Source organism: Paenibacillus harenae DSM 16969 (assembly GCF_000422465.1).
Classification (GTDB): domain Bacteria; phylum Bacillota; class Bacilli; order Paenibacillales; family Paenibacillaceae; genus Pristimantibacillus; species Pristimantibacillus harenae.
The window spans coordinates 287,585-308,286 of record NZ_AULV01000013.1; the positions used below are offsets into that span (position 1 = coordinate 287,585).

A 20,702-nucleotide genomic window follows, 5' to 3' on the forward strand; every position below is an offset into this window, starting at 1 on the left:
GACGGAAACTAAAAAAGGATAGTGGAAGCCTTCGGTACCTTTGGAATATAGATCTAGTCCTGCTGCCTCCGCTAACGGGAATAGCTCCTGCTAATTTAAACGATTCCGCAGTGATTGACCATTTAAAGGGGAAACCTAGCGCTAAATTCACTCAAATCCGTCTCATGCGGTTAAACAGGCTCATTTTGCGGGAGAAAATCCCGTTAGATCTCCTCCCAAGCTGATAAGAGCATATTAATGGGAAGAATTCCGTCTATTTTGTTATCCATACATTCATGTATTTATGTATGCCACAAACCGGCCTGTGCCAAATATCACTCCTTTGCAAAATAAGCCTCTGTATACTCGTTCATCATCCCGCTTCCGCCGCTCTGCTTCCACCTTTCGACCTCCTCGTAGAAACCTCCTTCGTCAATCTGCCCCAGGATATATTTGTACGTCGAATCCGATATGATTTTGTTCAGCTCCATGCTTTTCTCGTCAAACGTCTTCGATTCGAGGCCGATCGTAGGGTCCTTCACAATAAACTTGCCGTTGTCCGCGCTCAACCGTTCCGCAAGCTCCCACATCGATTCCTTCTCCGCCGCCTTTAGGACGTTCGGGTTGCTGAGATCGGCGATCATGAGCGGGTAGAGAGCGTTCACCTCCGTGACGCGAAGCTGCGACGTCTCCTCGGGCAGCACCACCTGTCCGCCGGTGAGGCTATAATGCTTGCCTTCTATGCCGTACCGCATCAGATTAGCGACATCCTTGTCCATGGTGCGGTCGAAGAACGCCAGCTGTTCCAGAAGCTCCTTCTCGGTGCGGATCGATTTTTTGGAAAATAAATAAAGGCCGTTATAATTCGGAATCGACCAGATCCGGTAGCCCTCTGGCCCCTGAATGCGGTTCGCCAGCGTAAACCGCGCGGACGGGTTGATCTGCCGGGCTTCATCCGACAGCCGCTGCACGTCCGTCATGCTGCCGATGTAGACGCCAGCGGCGCCGCGAATCATCAAATCCCGCTGCATCTCCTTGCTCGTAACGGCAAAATCGTTGTTCATCAGCTTCTCGTCAAACAGCCGCTTCATGAAATTCATCGTATCCATATAAGGCTGGGTGTCGAACTCCGGCACAATCCGGTTGTCCGCGATGCCCCAATTGTTCGGCGTGCCGAAATAAGAGCTCAGCGTTTTGAACGCGCCGAACACCAGATCATTGCGGTCAGCCAGTCCGACCGTATCATGCTTGCCGTTCGCGTCAGGATCGTAAGCCGTGAACTGCCGGATAACCTCATACAGCTCCTCGATCGTTCCCGGCTTGGGCAGTCCGAGCACTTCCAGCCAGTCCTCGCGGATAATAATGCCCTGCCTGGACGACGGGCGTTCCGTGTAAAGTCCGTAAATGCGGCCGTCGATCGCTGCCTGATGCAAAATGTCGGCATCCAGATGCTTCAAGTTCGGGAACTGCTCCAAATAAGGCCCGATTTCCCAAAATGAGCCGGAACGGATCGCATTTTTCACAAAAATATAATCGGTATGCTTTACAAATGTCGCTTTCTTCAGCGAATTGGTGGAGAGCGCCGTGTTCATTTTATCCGTGTAGATGCCGTCCGGCACCCAGTTGATGTCCATCGTCGTATTCGTCAAATCTTCGATTCGGGTAATAAGCTCGGCACTTGGAGTATGGGGAAAATGCAGCGGCACCATAATGGAAATCACCGGTTTCGCGCTTTCATCCACAGTTAAGCCGGCCCCCTTAATTGACGCGCAGGAGGCGCACAGCATGAGAACAAGCAGCGGCGCAAGCATGCTGCGGCCAAGACGAAACCAAACCTGATCTGAGACCTTGCTCATCGGTATCCCCCCTCGTCATTACTGGCTTTGCGGCTCATCGTCTAAGGAAATGATTATCCGGCGGCCAGATGATTATTGCTCAACATGTATGCGTTTACTAAAATAGTGATAGAATTCACTCATCTCTTGATAAGGTGTTGGTAGCTGTGCGGTCATTAACTTTCCTGAGCAAGCTGACGATCTTCGGCTTCCTGCTCGGTACTCTCCCGGTGATCTTCATCGGCGCTTTCGCTTATGTCACATCTTCCAATGAGATTCAGAAAAATGTAAGTACAGGAAAAATGCAGCTGATTATGCAAATCAACTCCAATGTAGAGCAGAAACTGACGACTGTCAACCATACGCTCAATCAGGTTATTAACTCGACCGTGCTCAAAAACGCGATGAACCGTCCGCTGACGGTGAACGATTTTATGATTTATGACGATTTGCGCAACGAGATCCGGCACATGCAATCCTTCGATACAAGGCTGGAGGATGTCGTGCTTATTAACGAGAAGCATAACTGGATGATCAAAAATTCCGGCCTTTACTCATTCGACGAATACGCCTTTCACGACGAGCTGGCGGGCCTGATGCAGGTTCCGGACAACACCTCCTGGGTGCTCACTCCGTCCGATTGGTTCTACAGCGAGGAAGCCGCGGGCAGCGCCGGCTGCAGCTACAGCATCAGCCTGGTGAAGAAGCTGCCTACGGCCGGGCTTGAGAAATACGGGCTTGCGCTGGCCAACATTCCGACCTGCAGTCTGCAGGAGCTGCTCGAAGAGGACGGCGGCGCGGGCTCCAGCTTCATGATCCTGGACGATCAATTCCGCATTCTTCTCCACCGCGACCAGGCCCTGATCGGAAAGCCTGCCGCGGAGGCCGGACTCCGCGTGCAGCAGTTGACCGGGAATGCCGGTCAGTTCACGGCGCCAATCGAACAGATGGACTATTCGCTCACGTATTACCGGTCCGAGCTGAACGGCTGGATTTACTTGTCGGCGACCTCCATCGCCAGCATGACGAAGGAATCGAACAAAATCGGCAGCTATACGCTTTATGTCTGCCTGATCATGCTCGCGGTGTCGATGCTGCTGGCCTGGATGGGCTCTCGCCGCATGTATTCGCCGATTCGAATGCTGTTGAACCAAATCGGCGAGCGGGTAACGGATATTCAGAAGCGGAGAACGAATGAATTTCAAGCGATCGGCGAACGGGTGACGTTTCTGTTCCAGTCCAAGTCGGAGCTGGAGAAGGAGCTTCGCCAGCATATCCCACAGGTGCGCGCTTTTTTCTTCATCAAAGCGTTCCAGGGCCATATCCGGCCGAACGAGGTGGCGGATAAGCTTCGCCAGTTCGGCTACGGCATGCAGCTTCAGGAGTGGAGAACAATGGCCGCGGTCACGCTGCAGCTCGATTTTCTCGAAGACAGCCGCTATTCCAGAAAAGATCAGGAGCTCCTTCTGTTCGCTATTCATAACATCATCGAAGAGCTTGTTCCTGCAGGTGAACGATTGGTTCCGGTTATTATGGACCAAACGATCGTCACGATCATTGGCGGCCCGGAGAACGATGCGGCGGAATTCCATCTTGCCGTATTCGCGTTAACCGAGCATTTGCAGCGGCAAATCGACGTCTATCTAAGCGTTAAGGTCAGCATCGGCATCAGCCTGCCGTTCAGCTCGTTCGGCTCCATGGCCATCGCCTGCCGGGAAGGGCTTGAGGCGCTGAAGCATCGTTTAAAGCTCGGCGAAGCCATCATCATCCCTTATTCCAACGTGAACGCGGGCAAGCATTATTTGAATTTGAATTACCCGGGCCATCTGGAGAACGAGCTTCTGGATGCGATTAAGCTGGCGGATAAGGACAAAGCGAAGGAACTGTTGAAATCTGTCCTGCAAGCCGTGTTAGAAGCGGAGCTGCCGCCGCAGGAATATCAAATTCCGCTGTCGAGACTGCTCAATAGCCTGCTTATCGTCATGCAGGAGTCCGGTGTCAGTCTCAGCCAGCTTCATCCGGTGAAGGGCTCGCTGCTCGAAGAACTGCTGAAGCTTCATACCGCCCTGGAAATCGACGATTGGTTCTGGACGCGGGCCGTCTATCCCATGGTCAAAATTTTCAAAGACCGCCAGGAAGCCCAGTACCATAACCTGTCCGAACAGATCATCGATCTTGTGCAGCAGCATTACGATACGGATCTCACGCTCGAGGAATGCGCGTCGCGGCTTCATTACAACGCCAATTATTTGAGCAGCGTGTTCCGCAGGGAAACGAACCACTCCTTCACCGAGTATTTGACGATGTACCGTTTCAAAATGGCCAAGAAGTGGCTGGAAGGAAGCGAGATGCCGGTTAAGGACATCGCCGCCAAGCTTTGCTACACCAATCCGCAGAACTTCATCCGCTCCTTCCGCAAGCAGGAGGGTATGACACCGGGGCAGTACCGGGAGCGAAAGCGGACCGGTTAGCGGAAGATTTTTACGGTGCCGTGCTGTCTGCGTACATGGAATATGCTATACTTTTCCAACAGGCAGAAACGAATAGATGATATTTTGAAACGGAGGCTGCACGAATGGAACGACCGTCGAAGGAAGAATACAACGCCAATAACGAGATTTACATCGGCCTTGTCGGTGAGGGAAGCATTACGGATATCGTTGCGCGGCAATTGAATGACACGATTAAGATGCTGGAGGTTATTACGGAGGAGCAAGCGGACTACCGCTACGCGCCGGGCAAATGGTCGCTGAAGGAAGTGATCGGGCATATGACGGATAGCGAGCGGGTGATGAGCTATCGCCTGCTGCGGATCGCCCGGGGAGACAAGACGCCGCTTCCCGGCTTCAATCAGGACGATTTCATGCAGTACTCTCCGTTCGCGGGATGGACGCTCGCCGACCTGTTAGAGGATTATAAGGCCGTCCGGCAGGCAACGCTTACGCTGCTGCGCGGGTTATCCGCAGAAGCTTGGACTCGCGTCGGCACTTCCAACAATACCGATACGTCGGCGCGTGCGCTCGCTTATATCATCGCCGGCCATGAACGCCATCATCTGAATATCATTCGGGAAAAATATTTGAAATAGTCATCGATATGCCATTGGGAGCAGGTAGAGGGAGTCGAGATTATTTGGGGCGAAAAGAATAAAGAGTTCTTCCAATTTCCGAATAAGATATTCGAGGCCACATGGGTATATGAGAAAATAAGCTTTCAATCCTAGTGGGTTGAAGGCTTATTTTTGTTGACCCCAGATAATGAAATCCGTCATATATGTAAACTTACACTTGTGGTAAAATGGTTAACATATGGCATTTTACAGCGAAAGGGGCGTTTGCCGCTATGACCATCCGCTTGCGCGGTCACCATTTGCTTTGCTTGCTGGGCTACCGCGGAATGGGCTACTCGGACGAGTTTTGCGTCAATATGACGGCAATCTATGAGACGCTGCGGACGAAGCCGGAGACCGAGGTCGAAATCATTACCGGTCCGGACGACATTTGCCGCGCTTACCCGCCGGATAAAACCTATCATTGCGAAGGAACCGTCTATGGGCTGGATGAACGGATTTTGGCGAAGCTGGGGCTCGCTCCGCATGAACGCAGCAGCTGGCAGGACATGTGCAGCCGCATCGCAGAGAAGATCGTTCCGGAGGATATCGCCCGGCTGTGCACGACATGTCCGTGGGAGAAGTACGGCGTCTGCCGGGAAGGCGTAGGTTTTCTGATCGAAGGCCGCCCTCTGCCGAAGGCGGGGGGATAAGCGGGCCCGCCCAAGCGGAGAGCAGGAGCTAGAGAGCTCCCGCTCTCCGCTTGGGCGGGCCTATCGCTATTCAAGCAGCTGCTTAATGTCGCTTAGCGTACGAATTGACTTGTAAGGCTGGATGTTATGCACCGTCCCCGAATCGATCCCCTTCGGATTAATCCACACGCCCCGAATGCCGATTTCCTGCGGCGCGATAACCTCCCACTTGTAGTTGTCGCCAACCATCCAGGCTTCCTCCGGCAAAACGCCCATTTGCTCCACGGCATGAAGATAAATATCCGGATCCGGCTTACCGACGCCGAACTCTTCCTCGATATAAATATGTTCGAAAAGTCCTTCAAGCTGGAACCGGTCAATCTTCCGCCGTTGCGCGCCGGAAGCGCCATTCGTAATGAGCGCAAGCTTAATACCGAGCGATCTTATGTGCGCAATCGCCTCGAGAGCGCCAGGATGCAAGGTAACCGCTTCTTCTCGTTCCCGTCCATAATCAATTGCTATGCTTTTCGCTGCAGCAGCATCGGCCACTCCCATCTGTGTGAAAGCAGCCGAGACAATCTCCGTCCTCGCCGTGTCCAGATCCAGCCGGCCGGTGCGGTGTCTCTCTTCGTCGCTCCAGTACCACTTCGCGCGCTCCTTAATTTTACCGACGAGCCCGTCGATTTCTTCGGCCGAACATTCCGGCAAATGGCTGCCGCATACCTTCCGCCAACACCCGTCCAGATCGATGCCCCGCTCAAACGCGATAATCGTATCGTCCAAATCCAGCAAAATCGCTTTTGGCCGCATTTCGTCTCCCCCTATCTCCTACTCGTTTTTCAAGGCTGTATTCACCTGTACCGCTTGCTGCAAATCTTCCGCCGGCGAGCTGATTATCACCTTGCCATCCTTGTCATTGCGCTTGGTTAATGCATGATAAAGCTCGCTATCGCTTATTTCGATCGTGAGGGCATGGGTTTTCCTATTGAAATAAATTTCACCCAAATAGGTTCTTACTTCTCCTTCATAAGAAAGCAATCCTGTTCCAGGCACGAACAAAATCTTATCCAAATGGATATCATCGATCGTTAGGGACCCCTCAAAATTATTATTTTTATGATTAAAAAAACCAACCAGCGCAACCTCCGCTTTCTGACTTATGGTTGCATCTGAGTTATACATGTAAGCAGGAGCATGAATTTCCAGTTTATCGCTTCCGCTGCATCCGGCTGACAACCATGCGAAAGTAAACGCTTGAAGCAGAAGAAATAATTTCTTCATCGTTACCTCCAGATATTTGAAATCCCTTCAACTCGGGTCCAAAATAACATACAGTATCAGGTTTCACTTTACTGCATATGAATCCTGCATTGCCAAATCATATCATCTTATTTCAAGCATTTTGTCTTACAATAAAAGCGGCACGAAGACCCTTCAAGCGCCTTCATGCCGCCAATTTATTCTACTCCGGGAGCCAGCCGCTCCAGACCGTTCATATAAGGCCGAAGCGCAGCCGGGATCCGTATCGAGCCGTCCTCCTCCTGATGGTTCTCAAGGAGCGGAATCAGAATGCGAGGGCTTGCAACAGCCGTATTATTCAGCGTGTGACAGTAGCGGAGCTTGCCCGAAGGATCCTTGTAACGGATATTCGAGCGGCGCGCCTGAAAATCGTGAAGATTCGACGACGAGTGCGTCTCCCCGTACGCTCCGCGGCTTGGCATCCACGTTTCGATATCGTACTGCTTATACGTCTTCTGCGACATGTCGCCGGTGCAAACCGCCATCACCCGGTACGGAAGCTCGAGGCAGTTCAGCAGCTCCTCGGCATTCGCCGTAATTTCCTGCAAAATCGCCTCCGACAGCTCTGGATCAGCCCTGCAGATAATGACCTGCTCCACCTTCGCGAACTGGTGGACGCGGTACAACCCGTACACGTCGCGCCCGGCCGACCCGACCTCGCTGCGGAAGCATACCGACGCCGCGGCCAGTTTGATCGGCTCATTTACCTCTACAACTTCATTCCCGTAATACGCGACCAGAGGAACCTCCGAAGTGCCGACCAGCCACTTGTCCTCGCCGGCCAGAAGATAGGTCTGATCCTCGCCCAGCGGGAAAAAGCCCGTTTGATTCATCGCTTCCGTCCGCACCATCAAAGGAACGTCGAGCAGCGTAAAGCCCTTTCGAAGCAGCAGGTCGACAGCCAGCTGCTGAACAGCCCGGTGGAGCAGTACACCGGCTCCTTTCAAGAAATAATTGCGCGTTCCCGCGGCCTTCACTCCCCGCCGTACATCGATCATATCGTGCAGCTCACCCAAAGCGATATGATCCCTCGCCTCGAACGGGAAGTCCGGCAGCTCGCGTGCCCGCCTCACCTCCACATTATCCGCATCCGAACGTCCGGCAGGAGTGTCCGGCGATACGACATTCGGGACGAGCTGCATAAGCGTCTCCCAATCCTTTTCGCCTTGCATGAGCTCCGCTTCCATAGCAGCCAACCGATCATTGATCTCCTTCACCTGCTGTTTCATCTTCGCCGCAACGTCCTGCTCTCCCTGCGCGACAAGCCCGCCAATCTCATTCGACCGTTTATTCCGCATCCCCCTTAGCGCCTCTGTTTCCTGCTGCAGCTGGCGCTTCCTCTCATCCAATGCCATAAGCTCTGCAATGGAAACCGCTATCCCCTTCTGATTCGCCGCCGTTTGAACTTGCTCTTGATATTGCCTGATCCATTTCATGTCTAACATGTGCACCGCGCTCCTTTTCTTGGAAAAATACAAAAAGCGCCCTCATCCCTATGGGACGAGGAGCGCTCTTACTCGCGGTGCCACCCAAATTGACTGCTACGGCCGCAGCCGTAAAGTCCTCTTTGCTCCGCGATAACGGGCGGGACCGGTAAACTTAGGGGGAACTTCCGACCTTCCCCTTGACGAGAACGCCTCCGAGTTGGATGCTCTTCACTGGCGTGATTCCGATCTTTAATTTTTATGTATTATAGCTTATTTACAGGAAGCAATTCAAGTGACTCGGCAGGTTTTATTGTGACACATAAAAAAGCACCCCCCCAAAGTCGAATGATCTCTGAAGCTGCCCGCATGGACATCCGTATTAAGGAACAACCGAATATTTTTCTCTGCCATTACGGCCTCCAGAACAATCAAGTCCCCTAGCAGCATTATAAGGATTTCCCCCCGCTAAATTGCTCGAAATCTGGTATTGAAAGATTCTAACGGGAAATCTTGCAACGTTCTAATCGGAAAATAGAGGGGGCTTTCGAGAAAACAGTGAGATTCTGGAGCATGAAGGGTTTACGCGGTCTTTTCACGAATAGTAGCATGAACAGGACTCGAAGATCGGAGGGGACAAGAGAAGCCATGACGAATGACCAGCATGTGCAGGAGCTGACCGCGCTCAAGACGATCGCCGAAACGTTGAACCAATCGAATGATCTGGGCTACATGCTCGATACGGTGCTTGGCAGGCTGCTGGAGGTTACGGGCCTAGCCTTTGGCTGGATTTTTCTAGTCGGTAAAAATAACGACTACGAATGCGTCGCCGACCGCAATCTCCCTCCGGGTTTGCTGTACAAGGATAAGCAGCTCATGCAGTGCGGCTCCTGCTGGTGCATGGACCGTTACCGCGACTGCCGGCTGACGGACGCCGTTAATATATTGAACTGCAAGCGGCTGGACATCGCCAAAGCTGATAATACCGGAGATACCTGCGGCTTTACCCATCACGCGACGGTGCCGCTTCGGATCGGCGAACGGCGATTCGGCATTTTGAATGTCGGGGCGCCGGGCAAAACTCATTTTTCCGGCGAGGAGCTCGCGCTTCTTCAGGCGGTCGCCTTCCAGATCGGCATTGCCGTCGAACGTGTGAGATTGCATGAGGCCGAACAGCGGCGGGGGGAATTATTCGCTAGACTTGGCGAGTTCAGCAGAACATTAACCGTATCGTTAAGCGGAGAAAATGTCCGCTCGCAGCTTAAGGACCGCTCGATGCGCCTTATCGCCGAGCATTTTGATTGGCCGCTTGCGGCGTTGTTCGACCGTTCCGGCCAAGACTTCGTTCTGCGAAGCATTCATTACGGCGGCCAAGCCTTCACGCCTCGATGGCGCATTCCGGTCTCCGAGGCCGGGTGGCTGCACGATGCGGCGACCCATCATGGTTACCGCGAATGGGATGGCGCAGATCTCGCCGAACTTCATCGCCATAGCGGGAATGAGAAGCTGTCAGCCATCGAAAAAGTATGGCCGACAGCCATTACGGCTCCGATTGCTTATGGCAGCGGCGCGATATGCGGCGTGCTGCTTATTGCCCATCACAAGACCGGCGAACTTGCGCCGTCCGACGGGGCTGTCCTCGAAGCGATTGCGGAGCATATAGCCGTCGCGTTGGAAAATATCCGGCTCGAGGAAAACCGAAGAGATCTGGCGAGGTTAGAGGAGCGGAACCGGCTGTCCCGCGATTTGCATGATTCCGTATCGCAGATGCTTTTTTCCCTTAGCATGACGGCCAAAGGAGTCGAGTCTATGCTCGACAGCAGCCATGTAGATGCAGCCAAAGCCTCCGTGAAAGACATGCAGACCTTGTCCCGGGACGCATTGAAAGAGATGCGCGCGCTCATAATGCAGCTGAGACCCGCAGGCATCGAGAAGGGAATCGTCGCCGCACTGGAGGAATACGGGATACGACAGGGACTGCAGGTAAACATGCAGGTAGAAGGCCATTTGGATGTGTCGGGCAGCATCGAGGAGACGATCTGGAGAATCGGCCAGGAAGCCTTAAATAACGCAGCCAAGCATGCCGGTTCCTCCAAGGTCGACGTTACTCTGACTGTCCGTGCCAATGAGGCAATGCTCATTGTCCGGGATTTCGGCCGAGGAATGGCGGATACGATGGCCCCCTTTTCCGCGCCGACGTCATACGGTTTATCGATTATGCAGGAGCGCGCCGAAGCCCTTGGCGGCCGACTTCGCCTGACCAGCATGGCGCAGCATGGCACGACGGTAGAGGCGGTTATTCCTCTCCGATCACATCCGGGAAGGGAGAATACGGAGCAATGACGATTAAATTGCTGCTCGCCGACGACCATACGATGGTACGGAGAGGCTTGCAGGTGTTTTTATCAACCCAGCCCGACCTGGAGCTGGTCGGCGAGGCGGCAACGGGGCAAGAAGCTTTAGAGCAGGTCGCGGCGCTCCAGCCCGACGTCGTATTAATGGATATTAACATGCCCGGAATTAACGGGATTGAAGCAACGCAGCAGATTAAGCTGGCGCATCCGCAGGTGAAGGTGATTATTCTGACATCCTTCTCCGACCAGGGCCACGCCCTTCCCGCCATTCGTTCCGGCGCCAAAGGATATTTGCTGAAGGACATCGAGCCGGAGGACTTGGCCCGCGCCATTCGCAAGGTGCATCAGGGCCAGGTAGAACTGCATCCCGACATCACGGGGCAGCTGATGAACCAATACGCCGAAGCGGATCAGACTGCTGGTCTGCCAGAAAGAGCCGGCTATTCCGCGCTGACCGACCGGGAACGGGACGTGCTCCGGCTCATTGCCTCCGGCAAGAGCAACCGGACCATAGCCGAGGAGCTGTTCATTACGGAGAAGACGGTCAAGACGCATGTCAGCCATATTTTGAGCAAGCTGGAAATGACCGACCGCACGCAGGCCGCCATTTATGCGGTGAAGCACGGGCTCGACAAGTAGAGTCAGACTAAAGTCGTAGAGCGTTCAGCCGATGGTTGAATGCTCTTTCGGACGCGAAAATCATTCGAATTGATGACGTTAAGCCCCGCACGGAATGTTACGATGAATGTAACAATAACGCAACACGAAAGGAAGAGTATCATGAACATAACCATTATCGCCGGAAGCAACCGTAAATCAGCCACCAGCACGCGTCTAGCGGAACATGTAGGACAGCTCATTCAGCAAAAAGGACATAGCGTCGCCTTGATTGATCTGTATGAAACGCCGCTTCCATTCTATTCTCCCGAAGGAGTCGGCGGGGACCAGGAATCCGTTCGGAAGCTGCAGCAAGCTGCGCTTCAAAGTGACGGGATCGTCTTATCATCTCCCGAATATCACGGCAGCATCTCCGGCGTCCTGAAAAACGCGCTCGACTATCTCGGTCAGGATCATTTTCGCGGAAAAGCCGTCCTGTCCATGAGCTCCGCCGGCGGCGCTGTCGGCACAAGCTCGCTAACGCAGGTTCAAGCGATCGTCCGCAACCTGCATGGCATTAACTCGCCGGAGTGGATCTCCATCGGAGGAGCCCAGCGCAACTGGGTAATGGACGGGTTGTCCGGCTATGAGGGCGGCGGCCAGGATCTGAGCGACCGCATCCACCGCGCGACGGCCACTTTTCTTGATCTTGCGGCGATGGTCCGGAGAACGGCATAAAGAGCAGTATTTCAGGTAAACCAAAAACGCGGAATGAGGCGACATCGTCCCTCGTTCCGCGTTGTTTTGACTGGCCGGTGTTGCCCGCCAGAAATGAGACAGATTAATCTGCTCTTGATTCCGTACTTCTCGCCGGATTCCGGCAATTCAAGAGCATTTGTGCTCTTGATTTCACTCTTCCCGCCGGATTCGCGCCATTCAGGTGCACTTCTGCACCTCATTCCACGCTGGCCGACGGATTCCCGCCATGCGTGCTGCCGCTACGAACCGGCAAGCGCTTTGCGGACGGATAAAATATATTTCGACTGGTCCAGCGGGTTAACGCCCCGGCGCTCCCGCTCGGCATGGACATCCGGCGGACATTCGCGGTAGCCCGCGAAGAAGGTGGCGAGTGCGCCCCTACCCTTGGTCAGCGAGCCGAAGCGTGCGGGAAAATCGAGCGAGGTCGCGACCGGCAGCGTCCCTTCAAGCTCCATCCGATCTCCCCGGACGACCGGGGTATCGAACTCTCCCCGCATCTGTACCAGCTCATTCATGAGCTTGCCACCCGTCTCCTCCGGCGCGGACAGACGGAACGACAGCATCGGCTCCAGCAGCTTCACGCCGATGTTGGATAGCCCGTCCATGATGCCCATCGGCGTCGCCACTGCGAAATCAAGCGGATGCGTATGCCATACATGATGCTCGCCCTCGATGAGCGTCACTTTCAAATCCGTCACCTCCCAGCCGAACAGTCCCTGCTGAAGCGCCTCCGGCACGCGCCTTGCCACTTCGTTCTGATAGCTGCCTAGCAGCCGCTCCGGGCGGACAACAGAGCTATAAACCAGCCCGCTGCCTCGCTCTCCCGGCTCGATCTTAAACCGCAAGATCGCCCAGCAAGGCTTCGGCATCGTATAAGCTATGAAACCCTCACCCATCTGCGCGGGCGTTTCCTTGTAAATAACAGACGGCTGCCCGAAATCGGCCGCTAAGCCGTACCTGTCGCGCAGCACATGCGTCAGTACCTCGATTTGAATCGGCCCCATTACCTTCAGGTGCAGCTCCCGCTGCTCCTGCAACCACTGCAAATCGAGCAGCGGATCCTCGTCCGCCAGCTCATGAAGCGCTGCCACGACGGCCGGATATTCGGCCTCGCTCCGCCAGCGCACTTGAACCGTCAGCAGCGGCACCGCCAGCCGCGTCTCGCCGGGAACATCATCGGCGCAGCCGATAATGTCGCCGATGCGCGCCTGGTTCCAGCCGCACACGGCGGCGATGTCGCCTGCGGCAAGCAGCCCGACATCCTCGGCCTTCTGCCCGTCGATCTTGCGGATTTGCGTCACCTTCTCCTCGATCTGCCGCGTCTCGTTACGAACGGAATCGCGATTGCGAATCGCCCCGCTGTATAACCGCACATAAGCGATCCGCCCCATCGCGGCGTCCCTCTCGATGCGGAAGACAACACCCGACACCGGCCCTTCAACCGCCGCGGCCGGCGGAGGGACCAGAGACACCATCGCCTGCATAAGCGGCTCGATGCCAATTCCCTTGTTCGATGCCCCGAACAAGACCGGGAACATCTCCGCGCTCTGCGTAAGCGCGGGCAGCAAGCGCCCAAGCTCCTCCTTCGGGAGAGAGCCGCTCTCCAAATAGCGGATCAGCAGCGATTCGTCGCGCTCCGCAATCGTCTCCTCCAGCAGCTGCAAGTACGGACCCTTGCTGCCGCCTTCCGCATCCAGCAGGTTAACCGAACCGCTGAAGCCGTCCTCGACGCCGAGCGGCATCTGCACCGGAGCGGCGTCAGCCGACAACAATCGCTTGATTTGCCGCAGCGTGCCCATCGGGTCCGCCCCGATGCGGTCCATTTTGTTGACGTACAGCAACGTAGGAATTTGCCGCTCCCTCAGCGCATGCCAGATAACCTCCGTCTGCGCCTGCACGCCCTCTGCTGCGGATATAATAAGCACCGCGCCGTCCATGACGCGAAGCGATCGTTCCACCTCGGATAAAAAATCGACATGCCCCGGCGTATCCACCAGATTAACCGTGATCCCCTTCCAGGCGAACCGCGTCGCAGCCGCGCGGACCGAGATCCCGCGCGAGCGCTCCACCTCGAGAAAATCCGTCTGCGCCGTCCCGGCATCTACGCTGCCAAGCGACCGAATGCGGCCGCTGCGGAACAGGATTTGTTCCGTTGTCGTTGTTTTGCCCGCATCGACGTGGGCGAAAATACCGATATTCCGTATATGTGCAGGATCATTATGCTCCATTATCACAACTCCCTTGACCGCTGTTTCTCTCCTTATCCTACTCCTGCAGCCGGCTCGCGGCAACAAAAAACGGCCTGTCCGACCGAAGTCCGATAAGCCGAAGAATGTCATTACTTCATTCACACATTAACTGCAGAATGTTCTTATCTCAAGAGAAATCAATTCATCCCTTCCCTAAAACGCTGCTCGTTTTGGAAGGAGGGGTCTTCTCTCCAAAAATGATAAACAATAAACCTGCCAGGGCACGCGTGCACTTATATATACAATACTATTTGATTTTCACAACGTACTAAGCCTTAGATCATAAAAATACTGCACAACCGGATGCTTTAACTTCATATTCTCGGTCATGTTTAAAATCCGCTTTTTCCCAACTCGCCTGTCCACCAAAGCTAAAATATTCAATAAGATATCATTGCTCTCCAAGCTTTCCTCAATAGAAGTAGATAAAAACGTATTGGCTACAACGGTGAAATCCGATTTACTTAATGCTAATTGTGCAGATAAAATCACCTTAGCAAGTTCTGATATTTTTCTACTTCTTGCAATTACTTTTAGACGCTCCTCCGGAACCATTCCCTTGGTATCTGTTCTAACCGCTTCCATTTCTTCATTGTTAATAGGAATTTGGATATGAGGATCATTCCTTATTTCCTGCTCCGTCTGATACCATCTGATTAAGGTAGTTATATCACTCATATTGAGAACGTTCTTATTATCTACTGCAATATAACAATGTCCTGCTTTATCAGGTAAATAACGGTAGCTGGTTGAACGGTATTCGACCCTTCCAACTAGCGCAGGACAAAGAAAGCTCTCCAGAATTTGCTTCAATTTGCTCCAGACCATTTAATCCTCCTAAATATGAGTGGGCTTTATACAATAACCCGGACGGCCTCCAGCCGCATTACGGATGCAGAACAGCTTGCTCCTTGGACTCGCGCTTGACCAGCGCATGCTTCTCCCACGCCCTGCTCCGCCAGCGGAAGAACATGATGACCGCACGCAGCCACTCGTCCGCGGCGATCGCCAGCCAGACGCCCGCGAGGCCCAGATCAAGCTGGAAAATAAAGAAATAGCCGAGCGGCAAGCTCATCGCGACCATCGAGAACATGCCGATCCAGAGCGGATACTTGGCGTCCCCGGCCGCCCGCAAGGAGTTGATGAGCACGATATTGATCGTGCGCCCCGTCTCCAGCACGATGCTCAGGAGCAGTACGTTGACCCCCAGCCGGATAATTTCCGCATCGTCCGTGAAGATGCCCATCAGCGGCTCGCGGAACACGATGACAAGCGCGACGGCAATGAGCGTCACCGCGCTTGCCCAGCGCACACTTTTCCACACCCGGTGGTAAGCGGTCGTCTGCTCGTTCGCCCCGACCAGCCGGCCGACGATGATCGCCGTCCCCATGCCGATCGCGAATGCGAACAAATACGTAAACATGGAAATATTGTTCGCATAATTTTTGGCGGCCAGCGCCTCGGCGCCCAGGAAGGTCGTATAGTACAGAAAGACCATTTGGCAGGCATGGTACATCACCTGTTCGAGCGCCGACGGAATGCCGATCTTTAAAATTTTCAACACGAATTCCTTCGACAATGTCAAATAGTACCGAATCTCGATCCGGACCGCCATAATCCGGTACAACAGCCAGAAGAATACGACTATCGCCAGTAAACGGCTAACGACCGAAGAGATCGCGGCGCCCTGTACGCCCATTTCCGGAAAGCCGAAATTGCCGAAAATAAGCAGATAGTTGCCGGCGATATGAATGACGTTCATCCCGAGCGACACATACATCGCTTCCTTCGTAAAGCCGTGCACGCGGATAATCGCCGCGACGGAATTGATAATCGCCTGCAGGAAGATCATTCCGCCCACGATGGACAGATAGTTTTGCGCATGCGTTAGAATCTCGCCCTGCAAATTCAGCGTCTGAAGCAAGTGTCCGCCGAACAAGACGAAGGAAAGACTGATCACTAGACCGACTGCCAGATTTAACGTGACCGCAAGTGCGGAAATTTTCGCCGCTTCGATAAATTTGCGGGATCCGATATATTGGGCGACGACAATCGACGCCCCGTTGCCGATAACCTCCAGCAGCAGAATCGCAATATGCAAATACTGATTGGCCGCGCCGACGCCGGACACCGCGTTATCCGATATGGCGCTCAGCATCAGCGTATCCGCAATACCCATCAGCATGAATAAAAAGATTTCCAAAAATATAGGCCATGTCAGGAAAAACAGATTAAACCCATTCTGCCCTTTCTCCCCTTGACCGGATCTACCTTCCGCTGCCGTTGCCATGATGCCACCTTCTTCATATAAAATAAAGCACAAGGTATCGTAGCATATCCATACGGCGATTGCACGTTAGATTTTCGCTTTCACAAAGTTAAAATAAAGGTAAAAAAAATGAAAGCGCATCAACGCAAACGGCGGCCGCGCCGCGGCATTCGGGACAGAACGAAATCACGGGCGACAAATTTTTAACGTTGCCTAATTTCCCAAGCAACTAAAAAAAGACCGCGCCCGATTCGTCGAAACGACTCAAGCACAGTCTTCTTTTTTATAAATGAAATGATAGATATCATTATTCCTCTTCAGTCGATTCTTCAGCAGCCTTCCTCTTATGCCTCTTCTTCCGCTTCCTCGTCGGCTGCTTCCTCTACTGCCGCCGCAGCTTCTTCCAATTCCTCTTCCAGTTCAGCTTGAACAGTCTCTTCCGCCTCGACTGCTTCTGCCGCGTCATCTGCCGGAGCCTCTTCCGAAACAAGTTCCACTGCCTCTTCCAGACCGTCCTGAACGACTTCTTGTTCTTGGCTCATCTTATCACCTCCTCTATCTTATTACCTTAATTGTAGCGCTTTCATAGACGGAATCAAGAGGTGCAAAATGTCGTTTCATAGGAACTATTTCCGTTTATTGTTGTATTCGAGCGTAAACCGGCTGATGCCGTCTTCCTACGGCTAAAGCCAGGGTTTCGCGGTGAATTCTAAGCCCAAATAAGTGTGAAACTTATATATTCTTAGAATTCGAGCAAAGCCGCCGATATTCGAGCTTGCGCCCCGCCAGAGGTCCAGGTCCCGCTTCAGACCTTCGGCGGTTTTGCGCAAGGAACGAACTAGATAAGATTATTAACGATAAGAGAGGTTCTCGGCAAACGACCGACATCCATCAAATTCGGGAGGTTTATCCTATGTACGACATTTTCGCCCATTCAGAGCTTGGCGCTATTTTGTTTTTCACGATATTCTCCATCATAGCGGCAAACAAGTCATCGAAGCTCATCTACCAGTCCACGGAAAAACAGCTGTACCGCAGGACACGCAAGCTTCAATTCTGGACCGTCAGCCTCACGCTGCTCGCAGGGATTATTGCGGCGGCGGACATTGCGGTGGCCGCGACCGCTCATCCTTTATTCTGGCTTGACCGTCTGTTCATTCATGCGCCGCTGGCCGTCATTCCTGTCGCCCTGATCTGGTTCAGCGCATTTCCGAGGCTTCGCAGATTGATGCGCCGCACGAACAAGCAAACCGGCGAACAACCTGACACCGCGCGCCGCCGGCAGGCCTCCGAGCCCGCCTTCATTATGCCTTACCGGATCGCGGCGCTCTGCTCGGTCGCTTTGTTCTATTTCACATTTGTTCCGCCGATCCCGTTCGTCTGGACGGAGATCACGATTCCGTCCACGATCCTTCTATTCCTGGCCTGCATGCTGTGGATGCTGCAGTCGCGCCGCAATCAAATGGCCACCGAGGCTCCGCTCATCTACCGCCCGTGGCGCCGCAGATTGAAGCTTACGGCGGTTCTTCTTGCCGCCTTCGCGCTGAGCAGCGTACCTTTTCTTACGGCAATGGAGACCAGCCGTCTGCCGGAGAGTCTCAGCATGATGGCCGGTAAAACCGATTACGGCAAGGTTGCCGGCGCCCAAGCTTCAACCGCGCATTCCGGCAATCACAACCATGCCGTCAGTACGGCCGCAAGCCCTTCATCGGGCGACGGCTCAGCCGTGCCCGTCACCGAATTGACAGGACCGCGGACGGGCGAGCCGGACCGTCAATTCACGATTACGGCGCAGCACATGACGCTGAAGCTTAGCTCCGGCAAGGAAATCGAAGCCTGGACCTATAACGGTCAAATTCCCGGCGAAGAGCTTCGGATGAAAGAAGGCGAGCTGGTCGAGGTGACGCTCATCAACAAAGACATTGAAGACGGCGTTACGCTCCACTGGCACGGATTAGATGTGCCGAATGCGGAGGATGGCGTGGCCGGAGCGACGCAGAATGCCGTGATGCCGGGCGAAACGTACACTTACCGATTCATAGCCGAGCAGGTCGGCACCTTCTGGTATCATTCCCACCAGCATTCGAAGGAAGCCGTCCGGAAGGGACTGTTCGGCTCGCTGATCGTCGAACCGGCCGAGCCGCAGGCGCTGCCGCTTGAGGACATTACCGTCATAACCCATAATTGGGAAGGGGCAGGCATGGCCATCGGCGCGAACGACACGCTCCAGCGCAGAACGATTGCGCCCGGCACAGCCGTGAAGCTCCGGCTGATCAACACGGACGATTGGGTACGGCAGAGATATGAATTGACGGGGACTCCGTTTAAGGTTACCGCAATCGACGGCACCGATCTTAACGGACCGACCGCGCTGGAAAATCAAAGCCTGGATTTGCTGACCGGCGGACGTTACGACATTAGCTTTATTATGCCTGATCATCCCGTTATGCTGCGCGTTGGCCGAGACGATAAATTGGGCATCCTGATGAGCCCGGACGGCAGCGGGGAGGTTCCCGAGTTTCCAGCTGCAACAACGTTCGACCCTACGCATTACGGAACCCCGGCCGAGACGCCCTTCGACGCCGACAGCGCGTTCGACCGGGAATTTACGATGGTGCTGGATAACCGCTTCGCCTTTTACAACGGCTCCTTTGCCGCTTACGATACGATCAACGGCGCCGTATTCCCGAATACGCCGATGTTCGTCGTGAAGGAAGGCGAGCTCGTGAAGACGACGATCGTAAACCGCAGCGCCGTTGAGCATCCGATGCATCTTCACGGCCATCACATGCTCGTTCTCTCACGCAACGGCGAGCGGGTCACCGGCAGCCCGTGGTGGTCCGATACGCTCGATGTGGCTCCCGGCGAAGTGTATGAGGTCGCCTTCCTCGCCGACAATCCCGGCGTCTGGATGGATCACTGCCACAACCTCGTCCATGCCGCCGCCGGCATGACGATGCATCTCATGTACGAAGGCGTAACCTCGCCTTTCGAGATCGGAACGGACACCCGCAATCACCCGGAGTAAACGCAAAAGAGCGAAACTGGACTTAGGTCCAGTTCGCTCTTTTACCTATAGCAGGAGGACAATATTTTTTGTTGTATGCTATGCTGTATTCAGCTCATTAAACGATGATAGGAGTGTTCGGAAAACATGAACGTTAGAACCATTAGCGGGCTTGTCCTGCTGCTGCTCGGCGCAGTATTATTTTTGAATCAAGGCGAGACCTTCGGGCCGGGCCAAATTTTCGCCTACTTCTGGCCTTCGCTGTTCGTCATTCCGCTTGCGCTGTTCTTCCACTGGCTCTACTTCGCCATGGTCGGGCGCAAAGGAGTCGGCCTCTTGATTCCCGGGGGCATTCTGTTCACCGCAGGCGTCGTCTGTCAGATCGCGATGCTCTTCGGCAACTGGGGCTACATGTGGCCGGGCTTTATTCTCGCCCCCGCGGTCGGCTTGTTCGAGTTCTACTGGTTCGGCAACCGCAACAAATGGCTGCTGATCCCAATCAATATTTTGACCGTGCTCTCCCTGTTGTTCTTCGCCGTCTTCTCGCTCGGTTCGCTCTACAACAGCGTCGTGCTCAGCCAGCCGATCTTCGCGATCGTATTCATTCTGGCCGGGGCGGTCATTCTACTCATGAAGAAAAAAGATGTTTAACGCCTTAGAGGAGGAAACGACAGTCCATGCTATCCTTTGAACAAAAGCTAGAAGTCATCGAGTCCTTTCCCGAGCTGCAGCGGAGAGATGTCTCGCTGGGACGCGCCAATTTCCATTTTGAAGAAAGCGCCCATGAGAAGAAGACGGTCGTGCAGCATCTGCACCCGAACGGTAACGGATATGTGTATGCCGGCCTCATTGACGGCGTAAGCACAGACGACAAAGGTCTGGTCAATATTCGAGACTTCAGCGAAGAAGAACTGCGCTCGCTCATTGCCGAATCGATCCGTTCCCTTTCAGTCGCTCCGCCGGAGAAGCCGGACAGCAAGAAAAAGAAGAAGCGGAAGCCTCCGCAAGAGGAAAGATGGATCGATGCAAACGGTCATTCGCTGACGCTGCTGTTCGAGGAAGACCTGTGGTATTTATATGCCGGTCTTAACCTGGAATCCGCCTTTGAAACTTACGAAGAAGCCGAACAATACTTAGAGGAAGAACAATTTACACGAGCCACAACGGAATAAGACGTTTGGCAGGAGAG

General features: G+C 54.0%; 17 protein-coding genes. 9 read left to right on the forward strand and 8 right to left on the reverse strand.

All coding sequences use genetic code 11. The features are described 5' to 3' along the window. Positions 1 to 314: 314 nt before the first annotated feature. A complete protein-coding gene (locus tag H581_RS0101340; protein WP_028608436.1) occupies positions 315 to 1,835 on the reverse strand; it encodes an extracellular solute-binding protein in 1,521 nt (506 codons plus the stop codon). A gap of 146 nt (positions 1,836 to 1,981) precedes the next feature. Between H581_RS0101340 and H581_RS0101345 the strand changes: the two genes are divergently transcribed. From H581_RS0101345 to H581_RS0101355, 3 genes are all read left to right on the forward strand, one after another. Further along, positions 1,982 to 4,285, forward strand: coding sequence for a helix-turn-helix domain-containing protein (locus H581_RS0101345; RefSeq protein ID WP_028608437.1), 2,304 nt, complete (start codon positions 1,982 to 1,984; stop codon positions 4,283 to 4,285). 104 nt (positions 4,286 to 4,389) lie between these two features. Next, complete coding sequence (locus tag H581_RS0101350) at positions 4,390 to 4,902, forward strand: DinB family protein (protein WP_028608438.1); 513 nt, start codon at positions 4,390 to 4,392, stop codon at positions 4,900 to 4,902. A gap of 254 nt (positions 4,903 to 5,156) precedes the next feature. Beyond that, positions 5,157 to 5,576 (forward strand): DUF1284 domain-containing protein, encoded by a 420-nt coding sequence (locus H581_RS0101355; RefSeq protein WP_028608439.1) that lies wholly within the window; start codon positions 5,157 to 5,159, stop codon positions 5,574 to 5,576. Positions 5,577 to 5,642: 66 nt separating this feature from the next. Here H581_RS0101355 and H581_RS36180 read toward each other — a convergent pair whose 3' ends face one another. The 3 genes from H581_RS36180 to serS form a co-directional block, all read right to left on the reverse strand. Next, on the reverse strand, positions 5,643 to 6,365 hold the full coding sequence (locus tag H581_RS36180) for an HAD family hydrolase (RefSeq protein WP_051250372.1): 723 nt from the start codon (positions 6,363 to 6,365) through the stop codon (positions 5,643 to 5,645). A gap of 18 nt (positions 6,366 to 6,383) precedes the next feature. Further along, a complete protein-coding gene (locus H581_RS0101365) occupies positions 6,384 to 6,836 on the reverse strand; it encodes a hypothetical protein (protein WP_028608440.1) in 453 nt (150 codons plus the stop codon). Positions 6,837 to 7,012: 176 nt separating this feature from the next. Next, a complete protein-coding gene (gene serS, locus H581_RS0101370; protein WP_028608441.1) occupies positions 7,013 to 8,299 on the reverse strand; it encodes a serine--tRNA ligase in 1,287 nt (428 codons plus the stop codon). Positions 8,300 to 8,926: 627 nt separating this feature from the next. On the opposite strand from serS, the gene H581_RS0101380 reads away from it, so the two are divergent. The 3 genes from H581_RS0101380 to H581_RS0101390 all read left to right on the forward strand — a co-directional run bounded on the left by H581_RS0101380 (position 8,927) and on the right by H581_RS0101390 (position 11,967). Next, a complete protein-coding gene (locus tag H581_RS0101380) occupies positions 8,927 to 10,621 on the forward strand; it encodes a GAF domain-containing sensor histidine kinase (RefSeq protein WP_028608442.1) in 1,695 nt (564 codons plus the stop codon). Then, entirely contained in the window at positions 10,618 to 11,271 is a 654-nt protein-coding gene (locus H581_RS0101385; protein WP_028608443.1) for a response regulator, read from the forward strand. Before H581_RS0101380 ends, H581_RS0101385 begins: the two co-directional genes overlap by 4 nt. A 141-nt stretch (positions 11,272 to 11,412) precedes the next feature. Further along, positions 11,413 to 11,967, forward strand: coding sequence for an NADPH-dependent FMN reductase (locus tag H581_RS0101390; protein ID WP_028608444.1), 555 nt, complete (start codon positions 11,413 to 11,415; stop codon positions 11,965 to 11,967). Positions 11,968 to 12,227: 260 nt separating this feature from the next. Here the strand turns inward: H581_RS0101390 and H581_RS0101395 are convergent, their stop codons facing one another. The 4 genes from H581_RS0101395 to H581_RS32690 form a co-directional block, all read right to left on the reverse strand. Continuing rightward, positions 12,228 to 14,216 carry a GTP-binding protein gene (locus H581_RS0101395; protein WP_028608445.1) on the reverse strand — a complete coding sequence of 663 codons (1,989 nt, stop codon included), beginning with the start codon at positions 14,214 to 14,216 and terminating at the stop codon, positions 12,228 to 12,230. A 279-nt stretch (positions 14,217 to 14,495) separates the two neighbouring features. Continuing rightward, the gene (locus tag H581_RS0101400) at positions 14,496 to 15,065 is read right to left on the reverse strand and encodes an SF0329 family protein (RefSeq protein ID WP_028608446.1); all 570 of its coding nucleotides are present in this window, start codon (positions 15,063 to 15,065) and stop codon (positions 14,496 to 14,498) included. Between the two features lie 58 nt (positions 15,066 to 15,123). After that, positions 15,124 to 16,527 carry an MATE family efflux transporter gene (locus H581_RS0101405; protein WP_036717297.1) on the reverse strand — a complete coding sequence of 468 codons (1,404 nt, stop codon included), beginning with the start codon at positions 16,525 to 16,527 and terminating at the stop codon, positions 15,124 to 15,126. Positions 16,528 to 16,850: 323 nt separating this feature from the next. Further along, positions 16,851 to 17,048 (reverse strand): hypothetical protein, encoded by a 198-nt coding sequence (locus H581_RS32690; RefSeq protein ID WP_036717299.1) that lies wholly within the window; start codon positions 17,046 to 17,048, stop codon positions 16,851 to 16,853. 371 nt (positions 17,049 to 17,419) lie between these two features. On the opposite strand from H581_RS32690, the gene H581_RS0101415 reads away from it, so the two are divergent. From H581_RS0101415 to H581_RS0101425, 3 genes are all read left to right on the forward strand, one after another. Continuing rightward, complete coding sequence (locus H581_RS0101415) at positions 17,420 to 19,534, forward strand: multicopper oxidase family protein (protein WP_028608448.1); 2,115 nt, start codon at positions 17,420 to 17,422, stop codon at positions 19,532 to 19,534. A gap of 126 nt (positions 19,535 to 19,660) precedes the next feature. Beyond that, complete coding sequence (locus tag H581_RS0101420; protein ID WP_028608449.1) at positions 19,661 to 20,164, forward strand: hypothetical protein; 504 nt, start codon at positions 19,661 to 19,663, stop codon at positions 20,162 to 20,164. Positions 20,165 to 20,190: 26 nt separating this feature from the next. Next, entirely contained in the window at positions 20,191 to 20,685 is a 495-nt protein-coding gene (locus H581_RS0101425; RefSeq protein ID WP_028608450.1) for a hypothetical protein, read from the forward strand. Positions 20,686 to 20,702: the final 17 nt, after the last annotated feature.

Coding starts and splice junctions, on each gene's coding strand:
- H581_RS0101340 (WP_028608436.1), bottom strand. CDS start 1,835: ATGAGCAAGGTCTCAGATCAGGTTTGGTTTCGTCTTGGCCGCAGCATG.
- H581_RS0101350 (WP_028608438.1), top strand. CDS start 4,390: ATGGAACGACCGTCGAAGGAAGAATACAACGCCAATAACGAGATTTAC.
- H581_RS0101355 (WP_028608439.1), top strand. CDS start 5,157: ATGACCATCCGCTTGCGCGGTCACCATTTGCTTTGCTTGCTGGGCTAC.
- H581_RS36180 (WP_051250372.1), bottom strand. CDS start 6,365: ATGCGGCCAAAAGCGATTTTGCTGGATTTGGACGATACGATTATCGCG.
- H581_RS0101365 (WP_028608440.1), bottom strand. CDS start 6,836: ATGAAGAAATTATTTCTTCTGCTTCAAGCGTTTACTTTCGCATGGTTG.
- serS (WP_028608441.1), bottom strand. CDS start 8,299: ATGTTAGACATGAAATGGATCAGGCAATATCAAGAGCAAGTTCAAACG.
- H581_RS0101380 (WP_028608442.1), top strand. CDS start 8,927: ATGACGAATGACCAGCATGTGCAGGAGCTGACCGCGCTCAAGACGATC.
- H581_RS0101385 (WP_028608443.1), top strand. CDS start 10,618: ATGACGATTAAATTGCTGCTCGCCGACGACCATACGATGGTACGGAGA.
- H581_RS0101390 (WP_028608444.1), top strand. CDS start 11,413: ATGAACATAACCATTATCGCCGGAAGCAACCGTAAATCAGCCACCAGC.
- H581_RS0101395 (WP_028608445.1), bottom strand. CDS start 14,216: ATGGAGCATAATGATCCTGCACATATACGGAATATCGGTATTTTCGCC.
- H581_RS0101400 (WP_028608446.1), bottom strand. CDS start 15,065: ATGGTCTGGAGCAAATTGAAGCAAATTCTGGAGAGCTTTCTTTGTCCT.
- H581_RS0101405 (WP_036717297.1), bottom strand. CDS start 16,527: ATGGCAACGGCAGCGGAAGGTAGATCCGGTCAAGGGGAGAAAGGGCAG.
- H581_RS32690 (WP_036717299.1), bottom strand. CDS start 17,048: ATGAGCCAAGAACAAGAAGTCGTTCAGGACGGTCTGGAAGAGGCAGTG.
- H581_RS0101415 (WP_028608448.1), top strand. CDS start 17,420: ATGTACGACATTTTCGCCCATTCAGAGCTTGGCGCTATTTTGTTTTTC.
- H581_RS0101420 (WP_028608449.1), top strand. CDS start 19,661: ATGAACGTTAGAACCATTAGCGGGCTTGTCCTGCTGCTGCTCGGCGCA.
- H581_RS0101425 (WP_028608450.1), top strand. CDS start 20,191: ATGCTATCCTTTGAACAAAAGCTAGAAGTCATCGAGTCCTTTCCCGAG.